The sequence below is a fragment of the Tunicatimonas pelagia genome (assembly GCF_030506325.1).
Lineage (GTDB): Bacteria > Bacteroidota > Bacteroidia > Cytophagales > Cyclobacteriaceae > Tunicatimonas > Tunicatimonas pelagia.
Genome location: NZ_CP120683.1, coordinates 6,620,473 through 6,638,582, shown reverse-complemented (window position 1 = coordinate 6,638,582; position 18,110 = coordinate 6,620,473). Strand labels below are relative to the sequence as shown.

The following is an 18,110-nucleotide window of genomic DNA, read 5'->3' as shown; positions in this document are numbered from 1 at the left end:
AGAGCGAGTGGCTAAATACCCCCTCGCTCTTCGCACTTGTAAGTTAGTTAAAACCCACTCTGGTAGAAATCTAGTTTTTAAGAATGGTGAACTCTACCCTTCGGTTAATTTGCCAATTTTCTTCTCCGGTATTGGGTACTTCGGGTTGGCTTTCGCCGTAGCCTACGGCGGTTACTCGTTCCTGTTCAATCCAATTTTCAACTAGGTACTGGCGAACAGACTCCGCTCGTCCCTGCGATAACTGTTCGTTATAATCATCAGAACCCCGATCATCGGTGTGCCCACCAATCTCAATATGAAGATTTTCGTTTGTTTTGAGCATTTCTACTACCTTATCCAGCTCTTCAAAAGATTCGGAACGAAGCGTAGTTTTATTGTAGTCGAAGAAGATATTATTCAGTCGAACTGAAAGACCCACTTCTAGAGGTTCCAGAAAAATATCTTTAAAAAGAATGGTATCTGACTGCACCTCTCCTATCCAGATGCTATCAGTTTTTGCCAAATATCCTTCGGCACTCACCGATAAACGATAGATATTTGGCTCGGGGATTTCAGTAGCATACACTCCCTCGTTTACGTTCGTAGTTTCGGTAGTAAGTATTTGCTGTTGGCTGCTAATTTCTACCGTTGCTTCAATAAATTCTTGGGTTTTCTGGTTCATCACCATACCCTCCAACCGAATCACCGGAACGGGCGGTGGTACTTTTTTGATCTTTTCTAAGCCGTATATGTCTAGGTGACCACCATCGGCCGACATATGCGCTCGGGTGGTGAACACCAGAGAGTCAGCCTGCCCTACAGCGTAGAAAGCATCAAAACCCTTGGTATTTACCGGAGCCCCCACATTTTCGGGCTTTGACCACTTAAACCAAGAATCATCCTGCCGAGTGGTTCGGTACACATCGGCCCCGCCGTGTCCGCCCGGTCGGTTACTGGCAAAATACAACGTTCGATTATCAGGAGCTAAATAGGGACCGAACTCATCACGCTTGGTGTTAAGTGCTGCGATCTTTTTCGGGGTGGACCATTTTCCTGGACTCTCCATAAAGCTCACGTAGAGGTCGCTGATTTTGCTGTCTTTTACTTCGCTAAAGTACAGCAACATGGCCTTTTTATCGTAAGACAGGAAGCCGCCGTTGAATTTCCCTTTACACATAGCATCGAAGTTGCTAATTCGCAGTGATTCTGGCTTTTGCCATACTCCATTTGCCTTTCGTATTGTAGCAAACTCCCATTTTTTGCTGTTACCGCTCCGTACCAGCACTTCCTGCCCATCTGCTGATACGCTCATCACCTGATTGTATTCCTCCTGATTGAACGGGCTTTCTAAGTGCTGAGAGGGTGCCCAACTGCCGTCTTCCTGGCGTTCGGTGAACCAAATATCCTGACTGCCATCAGTACCTTCGGTATTCTCAGGGTGGTTGGTGATAGTAAAATAAAGGGTATTGCCATCAGGAGACAGAACCGGGGCTGATTCGTGATAAATACTATTTACCTTACGTCCTAGGTTCACTAGTTCGTATTCAGGTTCTTCATTAGACTGCTGCCCAAAGACCTGGATGTGAAATAGTAATAAACCGATATAGATGCTAATTAATCGCATAATTTTAATATTCAATTACACGATCAATCTAGGTTAATTAGCTATAAAAACCCATTGGTAAGCTTGCTGTGGCTTACAGAATGCGATTTAGAGAAAAATTGCACTTTTCTAATTATGAGCTAAGAACTAAACATTGGGCAAATGCCGCTAGAATCAGACTACTTTCGGAGAAGTTTCTTTGATGCCGCCCGCTTTCTCACAATAGCAAATAAAACGATACCCAAAATAGTGAGTAATGGAATTAAATGAACCAGCGATGTGAGATAGTGAAAGATACCGTGAGGATCGGAATGTTCAGCACCGTGCCCGGGGTGAGCCATAGCGGTGCCAATAAGTACAGCAAAACAGAAGAACAAGCTGAGGAATTTGGGGAAATTCATATTGAAAAGGTTAGTACAGTAGTTAGGTTATTGAAATATATAATATTAATTGACAATCGCCAAATTTCTATACTCAACTTATTGGTTTATCTGAACGGACGATAGTACGCATAGTCTGCTAACCTAAGCATCTCCCTATCGCCGGAGCTATCACCGTAGGCGTACACACCCTCATAATCAGATAAATCTATCTCTTGATGGATACGCGCCACTTTCTCGGCACCATAGCAGTTATTACCCCGCAGCTTCCCGGTCAGTTTATCATCAATTACTTCTAGTCTCGAGGCAATCAGTTTAATGCCTTTTTGCTGGCACCAAGCTGACAACCAATTTTCAGGAGAAGCTGATACAAGGTAAATGTCATTACCTAGATCGTGGTGCTTTTGTAGAGCCTGTAGCGCCCCTACCCGAGTTATTGGGGGAATGCGCTCCGTAGCGTACTGATCGCAACCCTGCTGAAATGTAGCGGTTGGTTCACCTTCGAAGAAATAGGTTAAGACTTTCTCTTTTGCTCGCCAATTCGGAATTAGCTTTACTTTATACGCTAGCAAAAAAGGCAATAAGCGAAGTAGACCTAAGTAAGCGACCCACTTACCGTGGTAGAAGATGATGAAGTCAATGAAGGAATCTCGATTGGTAATTGTGCCATCGAAATCAAAAAATGCTATGTTTTTAGTCTGAGCAGCTTGCCTGTCGGTAGAATTCGGTACTTTTTTGGCAGAACGCATTCAGTTTAACCTAAGTAGATTAGCCAGAAGAAGCTCAGTATCCAGCCAGCTAGTGTGATTTGAATAAAAGAATCTTTGTACAACAAAGCGGTCGGTGACCCACTATTTTTTTCTACTAACGTAATTTGTAAGTAGCGCATCAGTCCTGCAATAACAAATACTGAGGTGTATACCAAGTGTTCGCCCAAGCGTATTACTACTTCGTCGGATATAGTATACATGAGGTAAGCTACCACAATGATTCCGGCGATCATGGTCATACAAGCATTCACAAACTCAAGATTGTAGTTCTTAACCGACTTTCGAATTAATACTCCTGAGTCAACTCCCAACACTACATCATCGCGTCGCTTCGCAATGGCTAAAAATAAAGCTAAAAGAAAAATCATAATAATTAGCCACTGAGAAACCGGTACATCCGCTACAATACCTCCACTGACAGTACGCAGTAAAAAACCAGAGGCGATTAAAAGAATATCTAAAATCCCAATGTGCTTAAGCCCAAACGAATAGCCTACATTAATACCAACGTAGGTTAGCAAAATTACAAAAAACCAAATATTGAGCAGTAGACCTACACCCAATCCTGCTACTGCCAGTAGACTCATTGTGGCTAGACCAACTGCTTTAGATACCTCTCCCGAGGCTAGTGGTCGTTCCCGCTTTTTAGGGTGCGCTTGATCAGCTTCAATGTCCCGGTAATCGTTTAGTACGTAAATAGCACTGCATACTGCACTAAAGGCAACAAAGGCTACTCCGAGCTTGAATAGCAATTCTATATCGAAAAAATGCCCCTCAAAGAAAAGTGGTATAAATATGAAAAGATTCTTGACCCATTGCTCGGGTCGCAGCAGCTTAATGTAAGCTAGTACAACTGATTTTTGCGAAATAGCGACTTGTTGCATAATTATTTACTTCTATAATAAACACTAGGGCGACTATTTTTCTTAGGATAAGGTACTAATGTAATATTTACGCAATTTACCGCTTTTTCTACTTTCTTTGAAATTTTATACAAAATATTTTTTTATTTATCTAACCTATGAGCACTACTAGTATTAAGATCATCGACAGCGAAACTGACAAACAGCGGTATACCTCTTATTTGCTCAAAGACATTCAAGCACTGGAGCGAATGCTCACTGAAAACAAATTTGAGCAAGGAGTGCAACGCATCGGTGCTGAGCAAGAAATGGTTTTTATCAATGAGGCGTTTCGTCCGGCATTTATTGGGCCAAAGGTAAAACAAAGGATGAACCGCCCGTACGTAACTACGGAATATGCTCAATTTAACTTAGAAATTAACCTATCACCTATCTTGTTTAACGGTTCTTGCCTGACTGAGCTTAGCGAAGAACTAACAGCAAAAATTGAGGAAGTAGAACAAGAAGCGCTTAGGCGTAATACTCAAGTACTACTTACTGGCATTCTGCCCACTATCCGAAAATCAGATACTTCTCCCGAATCTATGACCCCTGAACCGCGCTATCAGGCGTTGCTGGAAAATGTGAACCGCCTGCGGGGCCAACAATACGAATTTAATATTCAGGGCTTGGATGAGCTAATTACCCGTGATAACCCCTCTACCTTCGGGGGCTGTATGACTAGTCTACAGCTTCACCTCCAGGTAGATGCCGATAAGATGGTAGATATGTACAACTGGGCACAACTTATTGCAGCACCCACGTTAGCCTGTGCCACGTATTCACCGGTTTTTCTGGGCAAACGCCTGTGGCACGAAACCCGAATCGCTTTGCTTCGGCAAACCACTGACACCCGCAAACCTTACTCCAACCTAACTAATGAAGAAGCCCGGGTTTCTTTCGGAAATGATTGGCTGAGAGAGTCGGTAGCCGAAGTTTTTCACGATGATGTGGCGGGCTACAAAGCCTATCTAACCAAAGAGTTTCACGAAAACGCGCTGGAGGTTCTGGATCGAGGTGGCGTTCCTAAGCTAGAGGCACTCAATTTTCATAATGGTACAATCTATCGCTGGAACCGCATTTGCTACGGAGTTTTTCAGGGCAAGCCTCACCTACGGATTGAGAATCGGGTTTTACCGGCGGGCCCTACTATTGAGGACGAGCTAGCCAATACGGCGTTCTGGCTGGGCCTTATGAATGCGCTTCCGGAGCGGTACCAAGGGTTACAGCAGAAGATTCCGTTCGACCGAGTAAAAACCAATTTTCTAAAAGCGGCTCAGCTGGGAATTGAGGTAGAATTTGAGTGGCTAGATCGTAAGCTAATATCAGCTCGGGAACTCATTCTGGAAGAACTGCTTCCTCTCGCTCACGAAGGCTTAAAGAAAGCGGGGGTCAACGAAAAAGATTACACCCACTATCTGGATATTATTCGACAAAGAACCGAATCGGGCAGAACGGGATCGCGCTGGATATTAAAGTCTTACGAACAGTTACTCGACCAGAGTATTACTCCCGATGAGGCCTGGGTAGCTATTACTGCCGGTATGCTGGAGCGCCAACAGAGTAATCAACCCGTGCATACTTGGGAGCTAGCCTCAGTGAAAGAAGCCGGTGACTGGAAAAATCGCTTTTGGCGACTGGATCAGGTAATGACTAAGACTATCTACACCGTAGAAGAAAACGATATTGTGAATTTGGCGGCCCACATTATGAGTTGGAAAAAAATTGGCCACATTCCGGTGGAGCGCAATGGTGAGCTAGTCGGAATTATCACCAAAGATTCAATCATCAACTATTACGCTAGTAATTCTAGCAAAGATTTTGCCCAAACTCCCATCCGGAATGTAATGATAACCAACTTGGTGACAGCCCAACCGGATATGTTAGTGGCTGATGCTATTGATTTGATTATTAAGAGTGATATTTCTTGCCTACCAGTGGTAGAGGGGAAGAAACTCGTCGGTATTATAACCGAGCACGATTTTGTTCATATTTCCCGTCACTTGTACCAAGAATTGATGGACAATGTTGAGCCAAGCTGACTTTCAGTTACCTGTATCTCGCCTTCTGATAGAGTATTCCGGTAAGCCGGACGAACCCATGCTTGTAATATTTGCGGGCATTCATGGCAACGAACCTAGTGGACTAATTGCCTTGCAAAAGGTGAGTGATAGAATCAAGACGCAGCAAATTACGCTGCAAGGTGGGTTCTACGGTGTTGCTGGCAACTTACCAGCCATCCAGGCCAAAACTCGCTACTGCGATGAGGACTTAAACCGGGTTTTCTTATCAGAACGTATTCAACAAGTGCAGAACAGTAAAGAAGCGTTGAATATCGAAGAACAGGAACTCCAGCAGATTTTGCATTTGACTGAAGAAATTAGTCAGCAGACCAGCGGAAAGATTTACTTCGTAGATTGCCACACAACTTCTTCTGAAAGCATTCCTTATATCAGTTTGAACGAGGGCTACGGTGATAGTTATTTGTTTGCGAAGGATATTGCCGCTACCAGTATCATGGGAATTGAGCGGGAAATTCAGGGGTGTTTGCCGGAGTGGTTTAACCGAAGAGGCTGGCACGGTTTCACTTTTGAAGCCGGACAACACGTAGCTCCCTCTTCTGTTGAAAGCCAGGAAGCGATGATTTGGCAAGCCCTATTTCACGCTAACTGTCTTAACCAGGCTACATACCAAGAACTATTTGACTGGTCACACCAGGTTTTGTACTCACACGGTGATAACCACTACGCTTTTTACTCAGTCATTTCTTCCTACCGCATTCAAGCAGATGAGTCATTTGTAATGGAACCTGGTTATAAAAATTTTCAGAAGATTCGTCAAGGTGAGATGCTCGCAACCAGCAACGGCGAACCCGTTCTTTCTCCGGCCAACGCCTATCTCTTAATGCCGCTTTATCAAAAACAGGGTTCTTTCGGTTTTTTCATTGCTGAAGAAATTCAGGAAGATTATCTGGAATTTAAAGAGCTACACTAAACAACGGAGACCGGAGACCGGAATTTAAAATCGATCATTGAAGGAACCAACCAGCTAATGAATAATGATTGATGAATAATGATGAATTGGCATGGGACACTGTGCAGTAGACAATGAGCAAAGCTAAATCCCGTACATCAGACTACTTTAACACTTCAACTTTCTAACTCGTGCAACGACCGCTTGTAACTCAATGCCCAATGCCCGTGGACTATCGACGATGGACTGTTGACTATTAACCAATGACTAATGTCGGCTATGGACTGTCGACCGTGGACTAAAAAACAATTGAACAATCTATAACCCAAATTTTTCTAACCGTCGGTATAGTGCTGTGCGGGTGATACCTAGTTCTTTGGCGGTATGCGTAATGTTTCCTTGATGCCGATCCAGAGCTTGCTTGATAAAGTTTCGCTCATTCTCATCTAGCGTTTTTGGAAGTTCTTCCGTAGCGAGCGGATTCACCGGAATGCCCAGCGAGAAATCTTCGGGTTGTATACTAGGTTTATTACTGAGAATCACCGCTCGCTCAATAGCATGTTGCAGCTCCCGTACATTACCGGGCCAGTCGTAGTTCTGAAGGTACTGGAGAGTGCTTTCTGCCAGTGCCGGTTGAGGTTTTTGGTATTTTTCGGCGTACTGCTCGAGAAAATGCTGGGCTAACAGAGGAATATCGCCCACTCGGTTTCGTAGCGGAGGTACTGATACTTCAACAGTATTAATACGGTACAACAGGTCTTGCCGAAAAGCGGAGTCAGCATCGGCTGCCATGCCACTGATGGGCTGATTGGTAGCGCAGACAAGCCTAATATTTACAGAGATTTCTTGGTTAGAACCTACACGGTTTACCCGACGGGTTTGTAGTACCGTGAGTAATTTAGCTTGTTGAGCCAAACTTAAATTGCCGATCTCATCCAAAAATAGCGTTCCGCCCGAAGCTTGTTCAAACTTCCCCGCTTTATCGTGAGCAGCATCAGTGAAAGCTCCTTTCACGTGGCCGAATAGTTCACTTTCAAACAGAGTGGCAGTTAATGCGCCCGCATCAACCCGCACAAAAGGTTGGTTTTTCCGAGCAGATTGGCGGTGTATAGCCTGGGCAACTAAGTCTTTTCCAGTGCCATTTTCACCTAAGATCAATACGTTGGCTTCCGTAGGAGCCACTTTCCTGACCAAATCAAAGACTGACAGCATTGCTTCTGATTGCCCCACCATTGCTGGCTCAGGGGTCGTCTTTGTGGGATTTTTCCTTCCTCGGGCTTGCTGGCGGCTCAGAGCAGCTTCTACTGCCTCCAATAACTTCTGATTTTTCCAGGGTTTGAGTACGAAGTTGGCCGCTCCTAACCGCATAGCTTCTACCGCTAATTCAATATCTCCGTAGGCTGTGATCAGAATTACTGCCGTCTTTGGGTCGATTTCGCGAATACGCTCCAGCCAATAAAGTCCCTCCCGACCATCGTGCTCGCCCCGCCGGAAGTTCATATCCAGCATTACCACACCGTAGTGGTTTTGCGAGATCAGTGAATTAATCTGAGTAGGATCTTCCTGGGTATCAACCTGCTGAAAGTGTTGCTTTAAAAACATTCGAGCCGAATGCAATACATCGGCATCGTCGTCAATAATTAGCACACTACTATTTTGTTTCCCAGGGCTGGGCATGCTTCTTTAGTCAGGTTTATCTGCCGAAGATAGCATTTTGCGTATAGCAGCACAACTGCAAAACCAGGATTATTAAAGCAGGTCAGTATATATGAAAAAACCGCCCAGGTAATTCGGCAGGCTTTTCATTCTTTATGAGGTTGCTTCAAGCCGCTGCACAAGTAGGTGCCAAAAACGTACTCCAGGTAGGTACGATGTAAAGCGAAGGTTAAGACTCGTACGGATTGGTCTTTTCTTCCTGATTGTTATCAGTTTGTCCGGCCATATACAATGTGCGGGTTGGATAGGCGAACTCTATACCCCGTTGCTGAAATTCAGCAAATATTTCAAAGTTAATAGCCTGCTGCACATTCATATACACATTAAAATCAGCCGACTGAACGATGTAGACTATTTCGTAGTTGAGGCTGGAATCACCGTAGGCTTTGAAATGGGCTCGGTCAAATTGAGCCAACTCCTGGGTTTCTACCGCTCGCTTCAGAATTTCCGGGATTTCTTTTACTTGCTCAAGCGGGGTTTGATAAATCACTCCCACGCTAAACACAATCCGGCGGGTTTGCATCCGCTTAAAGTTATGAATGCGCGAACTAGTGAGATCACTGTTAGAAAACACCAGTTGCTCACCCGAGAGACTCTTTACTCGGGTAGTTTTAATTCCGATAGCTTCTATTGTTCCTAATTTCTCATCAACAATAATAAAGTCACCAATCTCGAACGGACGGTCGAAGAAGATTACAAAGTAATTGAATAAGTCACCCAAGATATTCTGAGCGGCCAATGCAATGGCAATACCACCAATTCCTAATCCGGCAACCATAGCCGTAACGTTCACCCCGAGGTTATCCAGCAATACCAGTAAACCAGCCCCCCAAATTAAGAGGTTGAAAATTAGCATTACTCCGCGAAGTTGCTTCACCTTCTCTTCCCCATTTTCCTGTTGTCGTACGTAAGTACGAAGCAGCATAAGTACTACCGATGAGATAAACCGAATACTAAAAAATGTGATTACCACCAGCGTTGCTACCCGAATCGCCTCATTAATCATATCGGTGAGAGTAAGGTACTTAACGCCTACATATACTGAAATAAAGTACAGAATAGGCACTCCGAAGCGGCCAATGCTATCAACAATGTAGTCGTCAATATCAGTATCAGTAGCTTCAGTTAGTCTTCTGAGTTGTTTAATAACAATTGCCCGAAGAATGCGGGTGATTACAAACCCTGACACAACTATTCCGAGAGCTACCAGATAATCTTCTAGTGTATTGTTCTCAAAAATCTTTTCAAAGTTTATAGTTAGGCTCTTTAAAAAATTCTCAAACATAATTCTAATTGAAAATGGATAACTATAATCGGTGTTATTAAGAAAAGCTTGGAAAGCTGTTTGAGTATTTGAACTCTGAAAAATAGGGAGTAATCAAATTGCGGTTACTCTAATATTGAGCAAAGCTATGAACTTTATCGCTGACACTCATCTACTAAGCAACAAAAAAGCAGCTCAATGAACTGCTTTTTTGTACTAGCGGAATAAGTATTACTTTACTTGGCTCATAACCGCTTTGTCAAACAGGCGATCACTGAGTAACCAGCGGAGGAAAATTAAGGGTTTAGCCATACTACCCACAGCGTAGCGAGGTCTGGGCTTTTTCATCCTTACTGCTCTGGCTACGGTATCGGCAATAACCGTTGGTGAGCTTCCGCTGCCTTTTTCATAGGACTCTTGAGCAGATTTTTCCATAGCTCTAGCTAGCTTAGAATAAGCTGAATTACCCGAACGCTCCATCATTGGCCCAGTCATCACATCACCAAATTCAGTATTGATAATACCAGGTTCAATAATGACTACATCAATACCAAAAGGTTCTAACTCCAACCGTAAGCAGTCGGACCAACCTTCCAGAGCGTACTTTGTGGCGTGGTACCAAGCTCCCAGAGGTGTGTACATCTTACCTCCCATAGAAGAGATATTAATAATTGTTCCTGACCGTTGACCGCGCATGTGGGGCAGTACTTTTTGGGTGAGTGCTGCCAGACCAAATAGATTTACCTCAAACTGATATCGGGCGTCATCAATAGAAGTGTCCTCCACAGCTCCGTAGCTGCCAAACCCAGCGTTATTTACCAGCACATCTACGCCATTGTTTTCCTGCGTAATTGTCTCAACTACCTGAATAATATCAGCTTCGCTGGTGATATCCATTTTTAGAGCAATTGCACCTAGCGACTCTAAGTCTTGCATTTTTTCCACTCGGCGGGCGGCCACGTACACCACTAACCCATCGCTTAATAATTTTTTGGCAATTTCTTTACCAATACCGGAAGATGCTCCGGTAACTAAGGCTACTTTTTGATTATTCATAGTATTCATTTTTTGAGTAAGTAATCACTTATAATTTATGTAAAACTTTTACACCTCGTAAATAGTCAGTAAATGCTGACGTAGTTTTTCTTTCTCAACTACGTCGTTTTTTAGTAATCCGCTTCCCAGTCCATCTAGAAAGTGAATCAGAAATTCAGCTTCCATTTTTGGGGAAGCATAATCAAGTTTTTCAAATGCATTAGATAAAGCTATTCGTAGCGGCTCCATCTTACCTGGGGTGTAGTCTGGTAATTCCCATTTTAGCTTGTATTGAAGCCTCCAAAACCCGTACTCCGACTCAGGCACCGTAAATGGTAGCTCAATCGCTTTTTTCACTGCTTTTTTTGGGTCAGACTCCAATACGATAGCAGCGTACAGCGATTGTAGCCGCTCTTCCCCCACCCTAATTATAGCCCGCAAAAGCCCTTTTTTATTTTCGAAGTGACGGAAAATCAAACCTTCGGAAACCCCAGCGTGGCGAGCCACTTTGCTAGTAGAGGTAGCATGATACCCCTCACGAGCAAATAGCTCTAAAGCAGCTTGAATAATTTTTTCTTGCTTTTCTGTCATAATAGTGAGTAATCACTTACATTTACGCAAATCCTCTTTTTAGGTTTCAAATAGTAGTTACTTTTCTCAAAATTTCTGCTCCAGAGTGTTTCGCACCCAACTACGGATTGATAACTAACCCTTCATTTGGTTGCCAATTATTATATTCCATGTAATGAACTAGCTCCGCTTACCAAAAATCAATTCACCATATTCTGGTACATATCAATGTACTTCTGATCTAATTCTTTAGAATCTTTGTACTTCGTACGGAGTTCGTCCAAGTCTTGATGAAGCTTTTCAACTACTTCAGCGTAGGCCGGGTCATTGTAAACATTATTCATTTCCTGAGGGTCTTTTTTACGATCATACAGCTCCCACTCGTCTACATCGTAATAAAAGTGAGCTAACTTATAATCTTCCGTAACAATGCCGTAGTGCCGTTTTACCATGTGCACCGACGGATATTCGTAGTAATGATAGTAAACCGCATCCCGGAAGTTTTCAGTCTCTCCCTTAAACAGTGGGATCAGATTTTCTCCCTGCATATCAGATGGTGCCTCCACTTCGGCAGCAGCTAAGAAGGTTTGGGCAAAATCTAAGTTTTGCACCATTTGGGTATTCTTGGAGCCTGGTTCAATCACTCCTGGCCAACGAACTAGCAATGGAGTTTTAAATGATTCGTCGTAGATAAAGCGTTTATCAAACCAGCCGTGTTCGCCCAAGTAAAAACCCTGGTCGGAAGTATAGACCACAATGGTATTTTCGGCTAGCCCGCTTTCTTCCAGATAGTCCAGTACCTGCCCTACCCCTTCATCAACCGAAGCAATACTGCCCAGATAATCCTGCATGTAGCGTTGGTAGCGCCAGCGCATTAGTTCTTCCTGATTCATGTTGGCGTAGTTCTCTCGAAAATGACTGTTGATAGAATCATACACAGCATCCCAAGCGGCGCGTTGCTGTTCATTCTGTCGCCCCACCTCCCGAGCAAAGGCTTCGTGATCCCAATCTTCAGTTTCAGGTATTCCTAAACTATCTAGCAGACTCGGACGGATTTTTGAATCTCCTGCCCAATTCATATGCTTTAGCAGGTTCATTTCAGCTTCTTTGGCTGCTGCCCCCCGTCCTTCGTAGTCATCAAACAGGGTTTCTGGCTCGGGAAACGTTTTCTTCACAAACTCTTTGTAGTGACGTTCGGCTGGTAGCCATTCGCGATGCGGAGCTTTGTGTAAGTACATGAGCAAAAAGGGCTTTTCCGCCTCCCGCTCCTCTTTTAGCCAACCCAGCGTCATGTCGGTGATAATATCAGTAGTATAGCCTTCAACCTGCACTTTACCTTCGCTCTTGGTAATAAAATCCGGGTTATAGTACGTTCCCTGGCCCGGCAGAATCTTAAACTGATCAAAGCCCTTAGGACTGTTACCAAAGTGTAGTTTACCGAACATCGCGGTTTGGTAGCCCGCATCGTGTAGCAATTGCGGAAAGGTGATATTGGTGGTATCAAACGGAAAACGATTATCAATTTTACCGTTCAGATGACTATGCTTGCCAGTCAGAATTACTGCTCGTGATGGTGCACAAATAGAATTGGTAACACAGGCATTAGTAAACAGCATACCTTCTTCTGCAATACGATCAATATTGGGCGTTTCTATCAGTTTATCAGAGTAGGCACTAATAGCCTGATAGGCATGATCGTCCGACATGATAAATAGAATATTAGGACGGTGAGAAGGCTCTTCGTCCGGTTGAGCTTCCGGCTGGCATGCCCACACCGTAATAAGAGAAATTGATAAATATAGTAGCTGACGCAGGTTGTTCATAGTACGTAAAGTGGGTTGACTTAGTGCAATAGTACACAGAATTTGAGGTTTTTGGTAGTAATTCGCTGAAGCCTAGTAAAGTTTCTTCTATTTCTAAAACCGATAGAATTCCTTCGCCTTTAGTGAATCATACTGCGGATTGGGTACAGGGTCTTGAGCACTAACTTCATTCCGCCAGGTTTCAAGCTGGTTATATAAATCATTAGCTACTTCGGGCACTTCACTGATGAGATTGTTGGCTTCGCCAATGTCGTCTTCCAGATTATAGAGCTCTAGGTGCTCGTCTTCTAAGAACTCGATCAGCTTATAATTTCCCTGCCGAATGGCTGAATACGGACTCGCTCCACCCGGATGGTAGTGCGGATAGTGCCAATACAATGCTTCCCGCTCTAGCGTTTCAGCCTCCCTTTCCAGCAGAGGCAATAGGTTCACACCGTCCTGATGATAATCTTGCGCTCCTCCGGTTCCCAAAACGTTGGCCACGGTTGCAAACACATCCATTGTAATTACGGGCTCGTCAATTATTTCTACGTTACGCTTAGCCTTAGGCCAACGGACAATCATTGGTACCCGAATACCCCCTTCGTAAGCCGAGCCTTTTCCTGCCCGTAATGGGTCATTTTGGGTAATGTTTCGCAATTCTAGCCCACCATTATCACTAGTAAATATTACCAGCGTTTGATCACTGATCCCCAAACTATCCAGTAACTGCATAATTTGACCTACGCTTTCGTCAGTGCTGTGAATCATGGCGGCGTATTTGGCATTGGTATGCTGCAAGCTATCCGTTACTTTACTTTGGTAGTAAGCAGTTAAGCTATCTTTGCCCTGAATGGGGGTATGCACTGCATAGTGAGGAAAGTACAGCAGAAAGGGTTGTTCGGCATGGTCAGTGATAAAGCGGGAGGCTTCGTCAGTTAAGCGATCAGTCAGGGACTCCCCTTCCACTCCACCTTCTAGATACGGCAAGGTATCATTTCCCCGGACATAGGGATAAAAGTAGCTTGGTGGCTGCCCCCGGTAATACCCCGCCACATTCCGATCGAAACCTTGGTACTGCGGATAATATACTACCGAATCGCCCAAGTGCCATTTACCAACGCTAGCCGTTACGTAACCTGCTGCTTGAGCAATTTCGGCGATGGTAATTTCTTTGTTGGGCAAGTATTTTGTCCAGTCGGGAGGCAAAAGCTTTCCGTACTTATTCTGGTGCCCCGCTATCCAGTCGGTAATGTTCAATCGGGCTGGATATTTACCCGTCATGATAGCGGCGCGGGTGGGCGAACACACCGTGCATGCGGAATACGCATTGGTAAATTTAACGCCTTCTTGGGCTAATCGGTCAATATTCGGAGTTTCGTACAGATCACTACCGTAGCAGCTTAAATCTGTCCAACCTAGATCATCAATCAGAAAAATGACTACATTATAAGAAAGCTGCTGAGGCTCTTCGGGCACCTCACTCGGTGAGAGACAGGCACCTAGAGTAGCCAATACCGTTAGTAAACATGAAGCGATACGTTGCATAGCCTCAAATAAACGAAAAGTATCGGAATATTGGCCTTGCTACTAATAGTTAGTTCATATCTTATGAACAGCTTCGGAAGACCCGAGGACTATCCCAACCGATTTGGGTGAATGATAGTCCAGGGTTCATTAACCAGCGTAAGAATGGTAGGCGACACCGATATTCAACTAGATAAACCCATGTAGAATAGATATGTAGAACACCTTAGCAGGAGTATGAGAAGGGAGCTGTTAGATGCTTACATTTTCCAGTTGCTAGATCAAGTCAGAAAGATAGTTGAGAAGTGGAAGGCTGATTTTAATGACCTCATCAGTTGCTCAACTATTAAGCTCATATAGTGTGCGTTGGCAAATACAGAATAAAAACTTTACTTTTAGGTGAGCTACATTAAGAAAGCTCAGTAAATAGTAGATGAATCAGCAGAAAGTTTTATTTGTTGTCCTTCCGGTTCAGGGACATATCAATCCAATGATAGGGGTTGCCCAACGCATCTATCAGATGAAATTTGAAGTCGCTTTTTTTGCTCAAGACGATATTTCAGAACAACTGTTCAAAGCAGGTATTCATTGCACATGTTACACACCGCAAAGAGAACCTGATATTCCAGATGACTTTACAGTTCAGGGTGCTGACTTTGCCCACAAAATGAAGGATAAAGGCTGGATGCAACTATGGATAAAAACTTTCCTTATTGATAGCGTTCCAGTTCTGATAGACGAGTTAACGGAAGTGGTAAATTCCTTTGAACCCGATATTATTGTATCGGACCCAATGGTTTACGCTACAGCAATTGTTGCCGAAAAACGAGGAATACCCTGGGTGGGAGTTTCCAATTCGCTTAATCCCGTCGTACCAAAGGGGTGGACGAGTGATTTAACTGAGACTCATGAAAAATTCAAGGAAGAGCGACTGGCCCTTTTTAGTTCTATTAGCAGAGAGATAGATTTTCGGGTAGCCGATGTAATCTCTCCCTGGTTAAATACCGTTTTCACTTCGGAAGAATACATTTCTAGAGAGTTGGCGGAGAATGATTTTTCTTATTACGTAGGAGCACCATTTCCGGCAAATAGCCGGGGAGATGAAACCGATTTTCCGTTTGCGAAAATTAACAAAAGTAAACAAGTGGTCTATATGTCCCTGGGAAGTATGGTTTTCTACCATCCCAAGTTGTTTATTACCGTTGCAAAAGCGTTAGAAGGATTAAATGTGCAGTTGATTTTGTCGGTAGGTAGTCTTTATAGTGAAGGTTTTGACAAAGAGTTTCCCGAGGACAGTATTGTGTTACCCTATGTACCCCAGCTTCAAGTATTGGATCAAGTTGATGTCATGGTTAGTCACGGAGGGGCAAATTCAGTTTTAGAGTGTATGGCCAAGGGAATACCAATGGCACTCTTACCCTTGTGCAATGACCAGTTTTTTAATGCTAAGTTTTTGGAAAGAGCCAAAATTGGTATTGTCATGGATGCTAAAAACCCAACGGTAGAATCATACAAAACGGGACTAACGAAACTACTAGATGAAGAGAGTATTTACCGCAGAAACGTTCAGATCATGAAAAACTCACTAAAAAATTATGGAGGAGCTCAAGAAGTAGCCGATTTAGTTGGTCAGTTACTAAAAAACAAGACACCGTTAAAGCCTCCGGTTTAGAACTAAAAAGCAATTTTTGTTAAATTTATTGGGTTAAACTAACCTTTTTGAATTAAAATGCTTACAAAGCACCAAAACTTCTTAAAAAAGATAGAACATCATATCGATAATAATCTTAAGAATGAGCAGTTTGGAGTCGGGCAATTATCGAAACTTATGGGGATGAGCCGTTCCCATTTACACCGCAAACTGAAAAAAATACATGGAAAGTCGGTCAGCCAAGTAATTCGGGAATATCGCTTGGAGGTGGCCAAAAAAATGCTCTTGAAGAAAGAGATAACTGCTTCCGAAGTAACCTATCACGTTGGTTTTTCCAGTCCGTCCTATTTTAGTAAGTGTTTTACAAAGTATTTTGGCTACCCACCGAGCAAAGCTAAAGGTAAGAACGGATACGTACCACAAGATTCAATAGAGAAAGGTTTTATCAAGCTTGATAAAACCATCATGGTTTTGCCTTTTAAAAATTTAAGCCCGAATGAACATAATCAATACCTAGTAGATGGTATGGTGGACGCCATAGATAGACATTTATCAAATATCGATGGCCTTAAAGTGGTTTCTTCATTGGTGCTTTCGAGATTAATCCCTATAAAAGAAATTGGAGAAAAATATGGTGTGTCTTCCATTGTACAGGGTAGTATACAACAACAGGCGAATACAATAAGAATAGAAATTAAATTGTTGGACACGTATGACGGTAAGATTATATGGGCACAAAACTATGACAGAAACATATTTGATGTGCTGGAAATTCAAGGTGAAATTTTTACAAGTATTGTCCGTGCGCTAAAAATAAATATTTCAAAAGAAGAATACTCCCTTATCACAAAAAGGACTTCGTATGATTCAGTTGCTTACGATAATTATCTAAAGGGTATGTATTACATGAATCAGCTCGGCACCAAGGAGGTTGAAAAGTCTTTGGAGTATTTTAAAAAAGCCATCAAAATCGAGAACTCAATTACCCCCGCCTACTCCGCAATCGCTAATTATTATCACATGAAGGCCTCCACTTTTGCGGCTGGTGTTCATACTAAAGAAGCGTTTAGAAAAGCCAAACAGTTTTTAGCTATTGCCATCAAGTTAGATAAAGATTGGCATTTTAATTTTACTATGAAAGGTTTTCAGTTGGCCTTTTTTCAGTGGAAATTTCTCCAAGCCAACCAATACTATCAGATGGGTTTAAAAGACAATAAACCCCTGAATTACATCATGTACCGCGATTATCTACAAATTGAGAATCGGCACGAAGAGGCCTTGCAGGTATCATTATATCTTGATAAAGAAATGCCTTTCTACCCAAATTTCTCTATCGTCATGTCCTTTTACTACAATAGTTTATATGAGGAAGGGGAAACCTACATTGAGGAAAGATTGCCGTTCTTTTCTGCAAATTATTCGGCTTACGATAATTCGGGCTTTTTCTATCTAAATATTGGCAAGTATGATCAGGCTATTCATTTATTCCAAAAAGCTATTCAACTGGTGGGCAAACGCTTCCCCAGAATATTAGGCTGGATGGGGGCAGCCTACGCGAAAAAAGGAGAGCCTGAACAAGCCAAAGCGCTGTTGCGTGAGTTACAAGAAATGAAAGTAAAGAACCAACCCGGTTCACCCGCTTGGTTTATGGCTGTTATCCATACTGCCCTTGGTGAAACGGTGGATGCGCTTAGGTGGATCAGAACCGCCATCGATGAAAAAGAGATGGAAGTACCTTGGTTAGTGAGTGAACCACAATTCTATCCTTTACATCAACTCACTGAATTTGATGCATTGGTAAAACGAGTAGGGTTTCGTGAACGTAGCTACCCCGTAAAATTACCCAAAGCGCTTTCCTAACGTATTTCCTTAGCTGCTAAGGGACCAAATACTAAATGCATATGAGTTATGATGCATTGAAATATTCTTCTCCGCCCA

At 43.1% G+C, this 18,110-nt stretch carries 14 protein-coding genes and 1 pseudogene; 5 read left to right on the top strand and 10 right to left on the bottom strand.

The genetic code is table 11. The annotated features are described in order from the left end of the window. Nucleotides 1-70 precede the first annotated feature (70 nt). The 4 genes from P0M28_RS28325 to P0M28_RS28310 all read right to left on the bottom strand — a co-directional run bounded on the left by P0M28_RS28325 (nt 71) and on the right by P0M28_RS28310 (nt 3,616). Nucleotides 71-1,603 (bottom strand): OmpA family protein, encoded by a 1,533-nt coding sequence (locus tag P0M28_RS28325; RefSeq protein ID WP_302206872.1) that lies wholly within the window; start codon nt 1,601-1,603, stop codon nt 71-73. Nucleotides 1,604-1,761: 158 nt separating this feature from the next. Next, complete coding sequence (locus P0M28_RS28320) at nt 1,762-1,983, bottom strand: hypothetical protein (protein WP_302206871.1); 222 nt, start codon at nt 1,981-1,983, stop codon at nt 1,762-1,764. Between the two features lie 86 nt (nt 1,984-2,069). After that, nucleotides 2,070-2,711 carry an HAD-IB family hydrolase gene (locus P0M28_RS28315; protein WP_302206870.1) on the bottom strand — a complete coding sequence of 214 codons (642 nt, stop codon included), beginning with the start codon at nt 2,709-2,711 and terminating at the stop codon, nt 2,070-2,072. Nucleotides 2,712-2,716: 5 nt separating this feature from the next. After that, on the bottom strand, nt 2,717-3,616 hold the full coding sequence (locus P0M28_RS28310; protein WP_302206869.1) for a decaprenyl-phosphate phosphoribosyltransferase: 900 nt from the start codon (nt 3,614-3,616) through the stop codon (nt 2,717-2,719). Between the two features lie 137 nt (nt 3,617-3,753). On the opposite strand from P0M28_RS28310, the gene P0M28_RS28305 reads away from it, so the two are divergent. Together P0M28_RS28305 and P0M28_RS28300 are read left to right on the top strand one after the other, a co-directional pair. Continuing rightward, on the top strand, nt 3,754-5,676 hold the full coding sequence (locus P0M28_RS28305; protein ID WP_302206868.1) for a CBS domain-containing protein: 1,923 nt from the start codon (nt 3,754-3,756) through the stop codon (nt 5,674-5,676). Beyond that, nucleotides 5,660-6,628 carry a succinylglutamate desuccinylase/aspartoacylase family protein gene (locus tag P0M28_RS28300; protein WP_302206867.1) on the top strand — a complete coding sequence of 323 codons (969 nt, stop codon included), beginning with the start codon at nt 5,660-5,662 and terminating at the stop codon, nt 6,626-6,628. Before P0M28_RS28305 ends, P0M28_RS28300 begins: the two co-directional genes overlap by 17 nt. Nucleotides 6,629-6,925: 297 nt before the next feature. Here P0M28_RS28300 and P0M28_RS28295 read toward each other — a convergent pair whose 3' ends face one another. The 6 genes from P0M28_RS28295 to P0M28_RS28270 all read right to left on the bottom strand — a co-directional run bounded on the left by P0M28_RS28295 (nt 6,926) and on the right by P0M28_RS28270 (nt 14,542). Further along, nucleotides 6,926-8,284, bottom strand: coding sequence for a sigma-54-dependent transcriptional regulator (locus tag P0M28_RS28295; protein WP_302206866.1), 1,359 nt, complete (start codon nt 8,282-8,284; stop codon nt 6,926-6,928). A 208-nt stretch (nt 8,285-8,492) separates the two neighbouring features. After that, entirely contained in the window at nt 8,493-9,608 is a 1,116-nt protein-coding gene (locus P0M28_RS28290; RefSeq protein ID WP_302206865.1) for a mechanosensitive ion channel family protein, read from the bottom strand. A 210-nt stretch (nt 9,609-9,818) separates the two neighbouring features. Beyond that, complete coding sequence (locus tag P0M28_RS28285; RefSeq protein ID WP_302206864.1) at nt 9,819-10,643, bottom strand: oxidoreductase; 825 nt, start codon at nt 10,641-10,643, stop codon at nt 9,819-9,821. A 48-nt stretch (nt 10,644-10,691) separates the two neighbouring features. Beyond that, nucleotides 10,692-11,213, bottom strand: a complete 522-nt coding sequence (locus P0M28_RS28280) for a TetR/AcrR family transcriptional regulator (protein ID WP_302206863.1) — start codon at nt 11,211-11,213, stop codon at nt 10,692-10,694. Between the two features lie 179 nt (nt 11,214-11,392). Continuing rightward, entirely contained in the window at nt 11,393-13,015 is a 1,623-nt protein-coding gene (locus P0M28_RS28275) for a sulfatase family protein (RefSeq protein WP_302206862.1), read from the bottom strand. Between the two features lie 93 nt (nt 13,016-13,108). Continuing rightward, nucleotides 13,109-14,542 (bottom strand): sulfatase, encoded by a 1,434-nt coding sequence (locus P0M28_RS28270; protein WP_302206861.1) that lies wholly within the window; start codon nt 14,540-14,542, stop codon nt 13,109-13,111. Between the two features lie 198 nt (nt 14,543-14,740). Here P0M28_RS28270 and P0M28_RS31220 point away from each other — a divergent pair. The 3 genes and pseudogenes from P0M28_RS31220 to P0M28_RS28260 form a co-directional block, all read left to right on the top strand. Beyond that, nucleotides 14,741-14,881, top strand: a pseudogene (locus P0M28_RS31220) (integrase core domain-containing protein); the annotation flags it as partial. A gap of 73 nt (nt 14,882-14,954) precedes the next feature. Further along, nucleotides 14,955-16,193: a glycosyltransferase gene (locus P0M28_RS28265; RefSeq protein WP_302206860.1), complete on the top strand. Its 1,239-nt coding sequence runs from the start codon at nt 14,955-14,957 to the stop codon at nt 16,191-16,193. A 57-nt stretch (nt 16,194-16,250) separates the two neighbouring features. After that, nucleotides 16,251-18,032, top strand: a complete 1,782-nt coding sequence (locus P0M28_RS28260) for a helix-turn-helix domain-containing protein (protein ID WP_302206859.1) — start codon at nt 16,251-16,253, stop codon at nt 18,030-18,032. Nucleotides 18,033-18,110 lie beyond the last annotated feature (78 nt).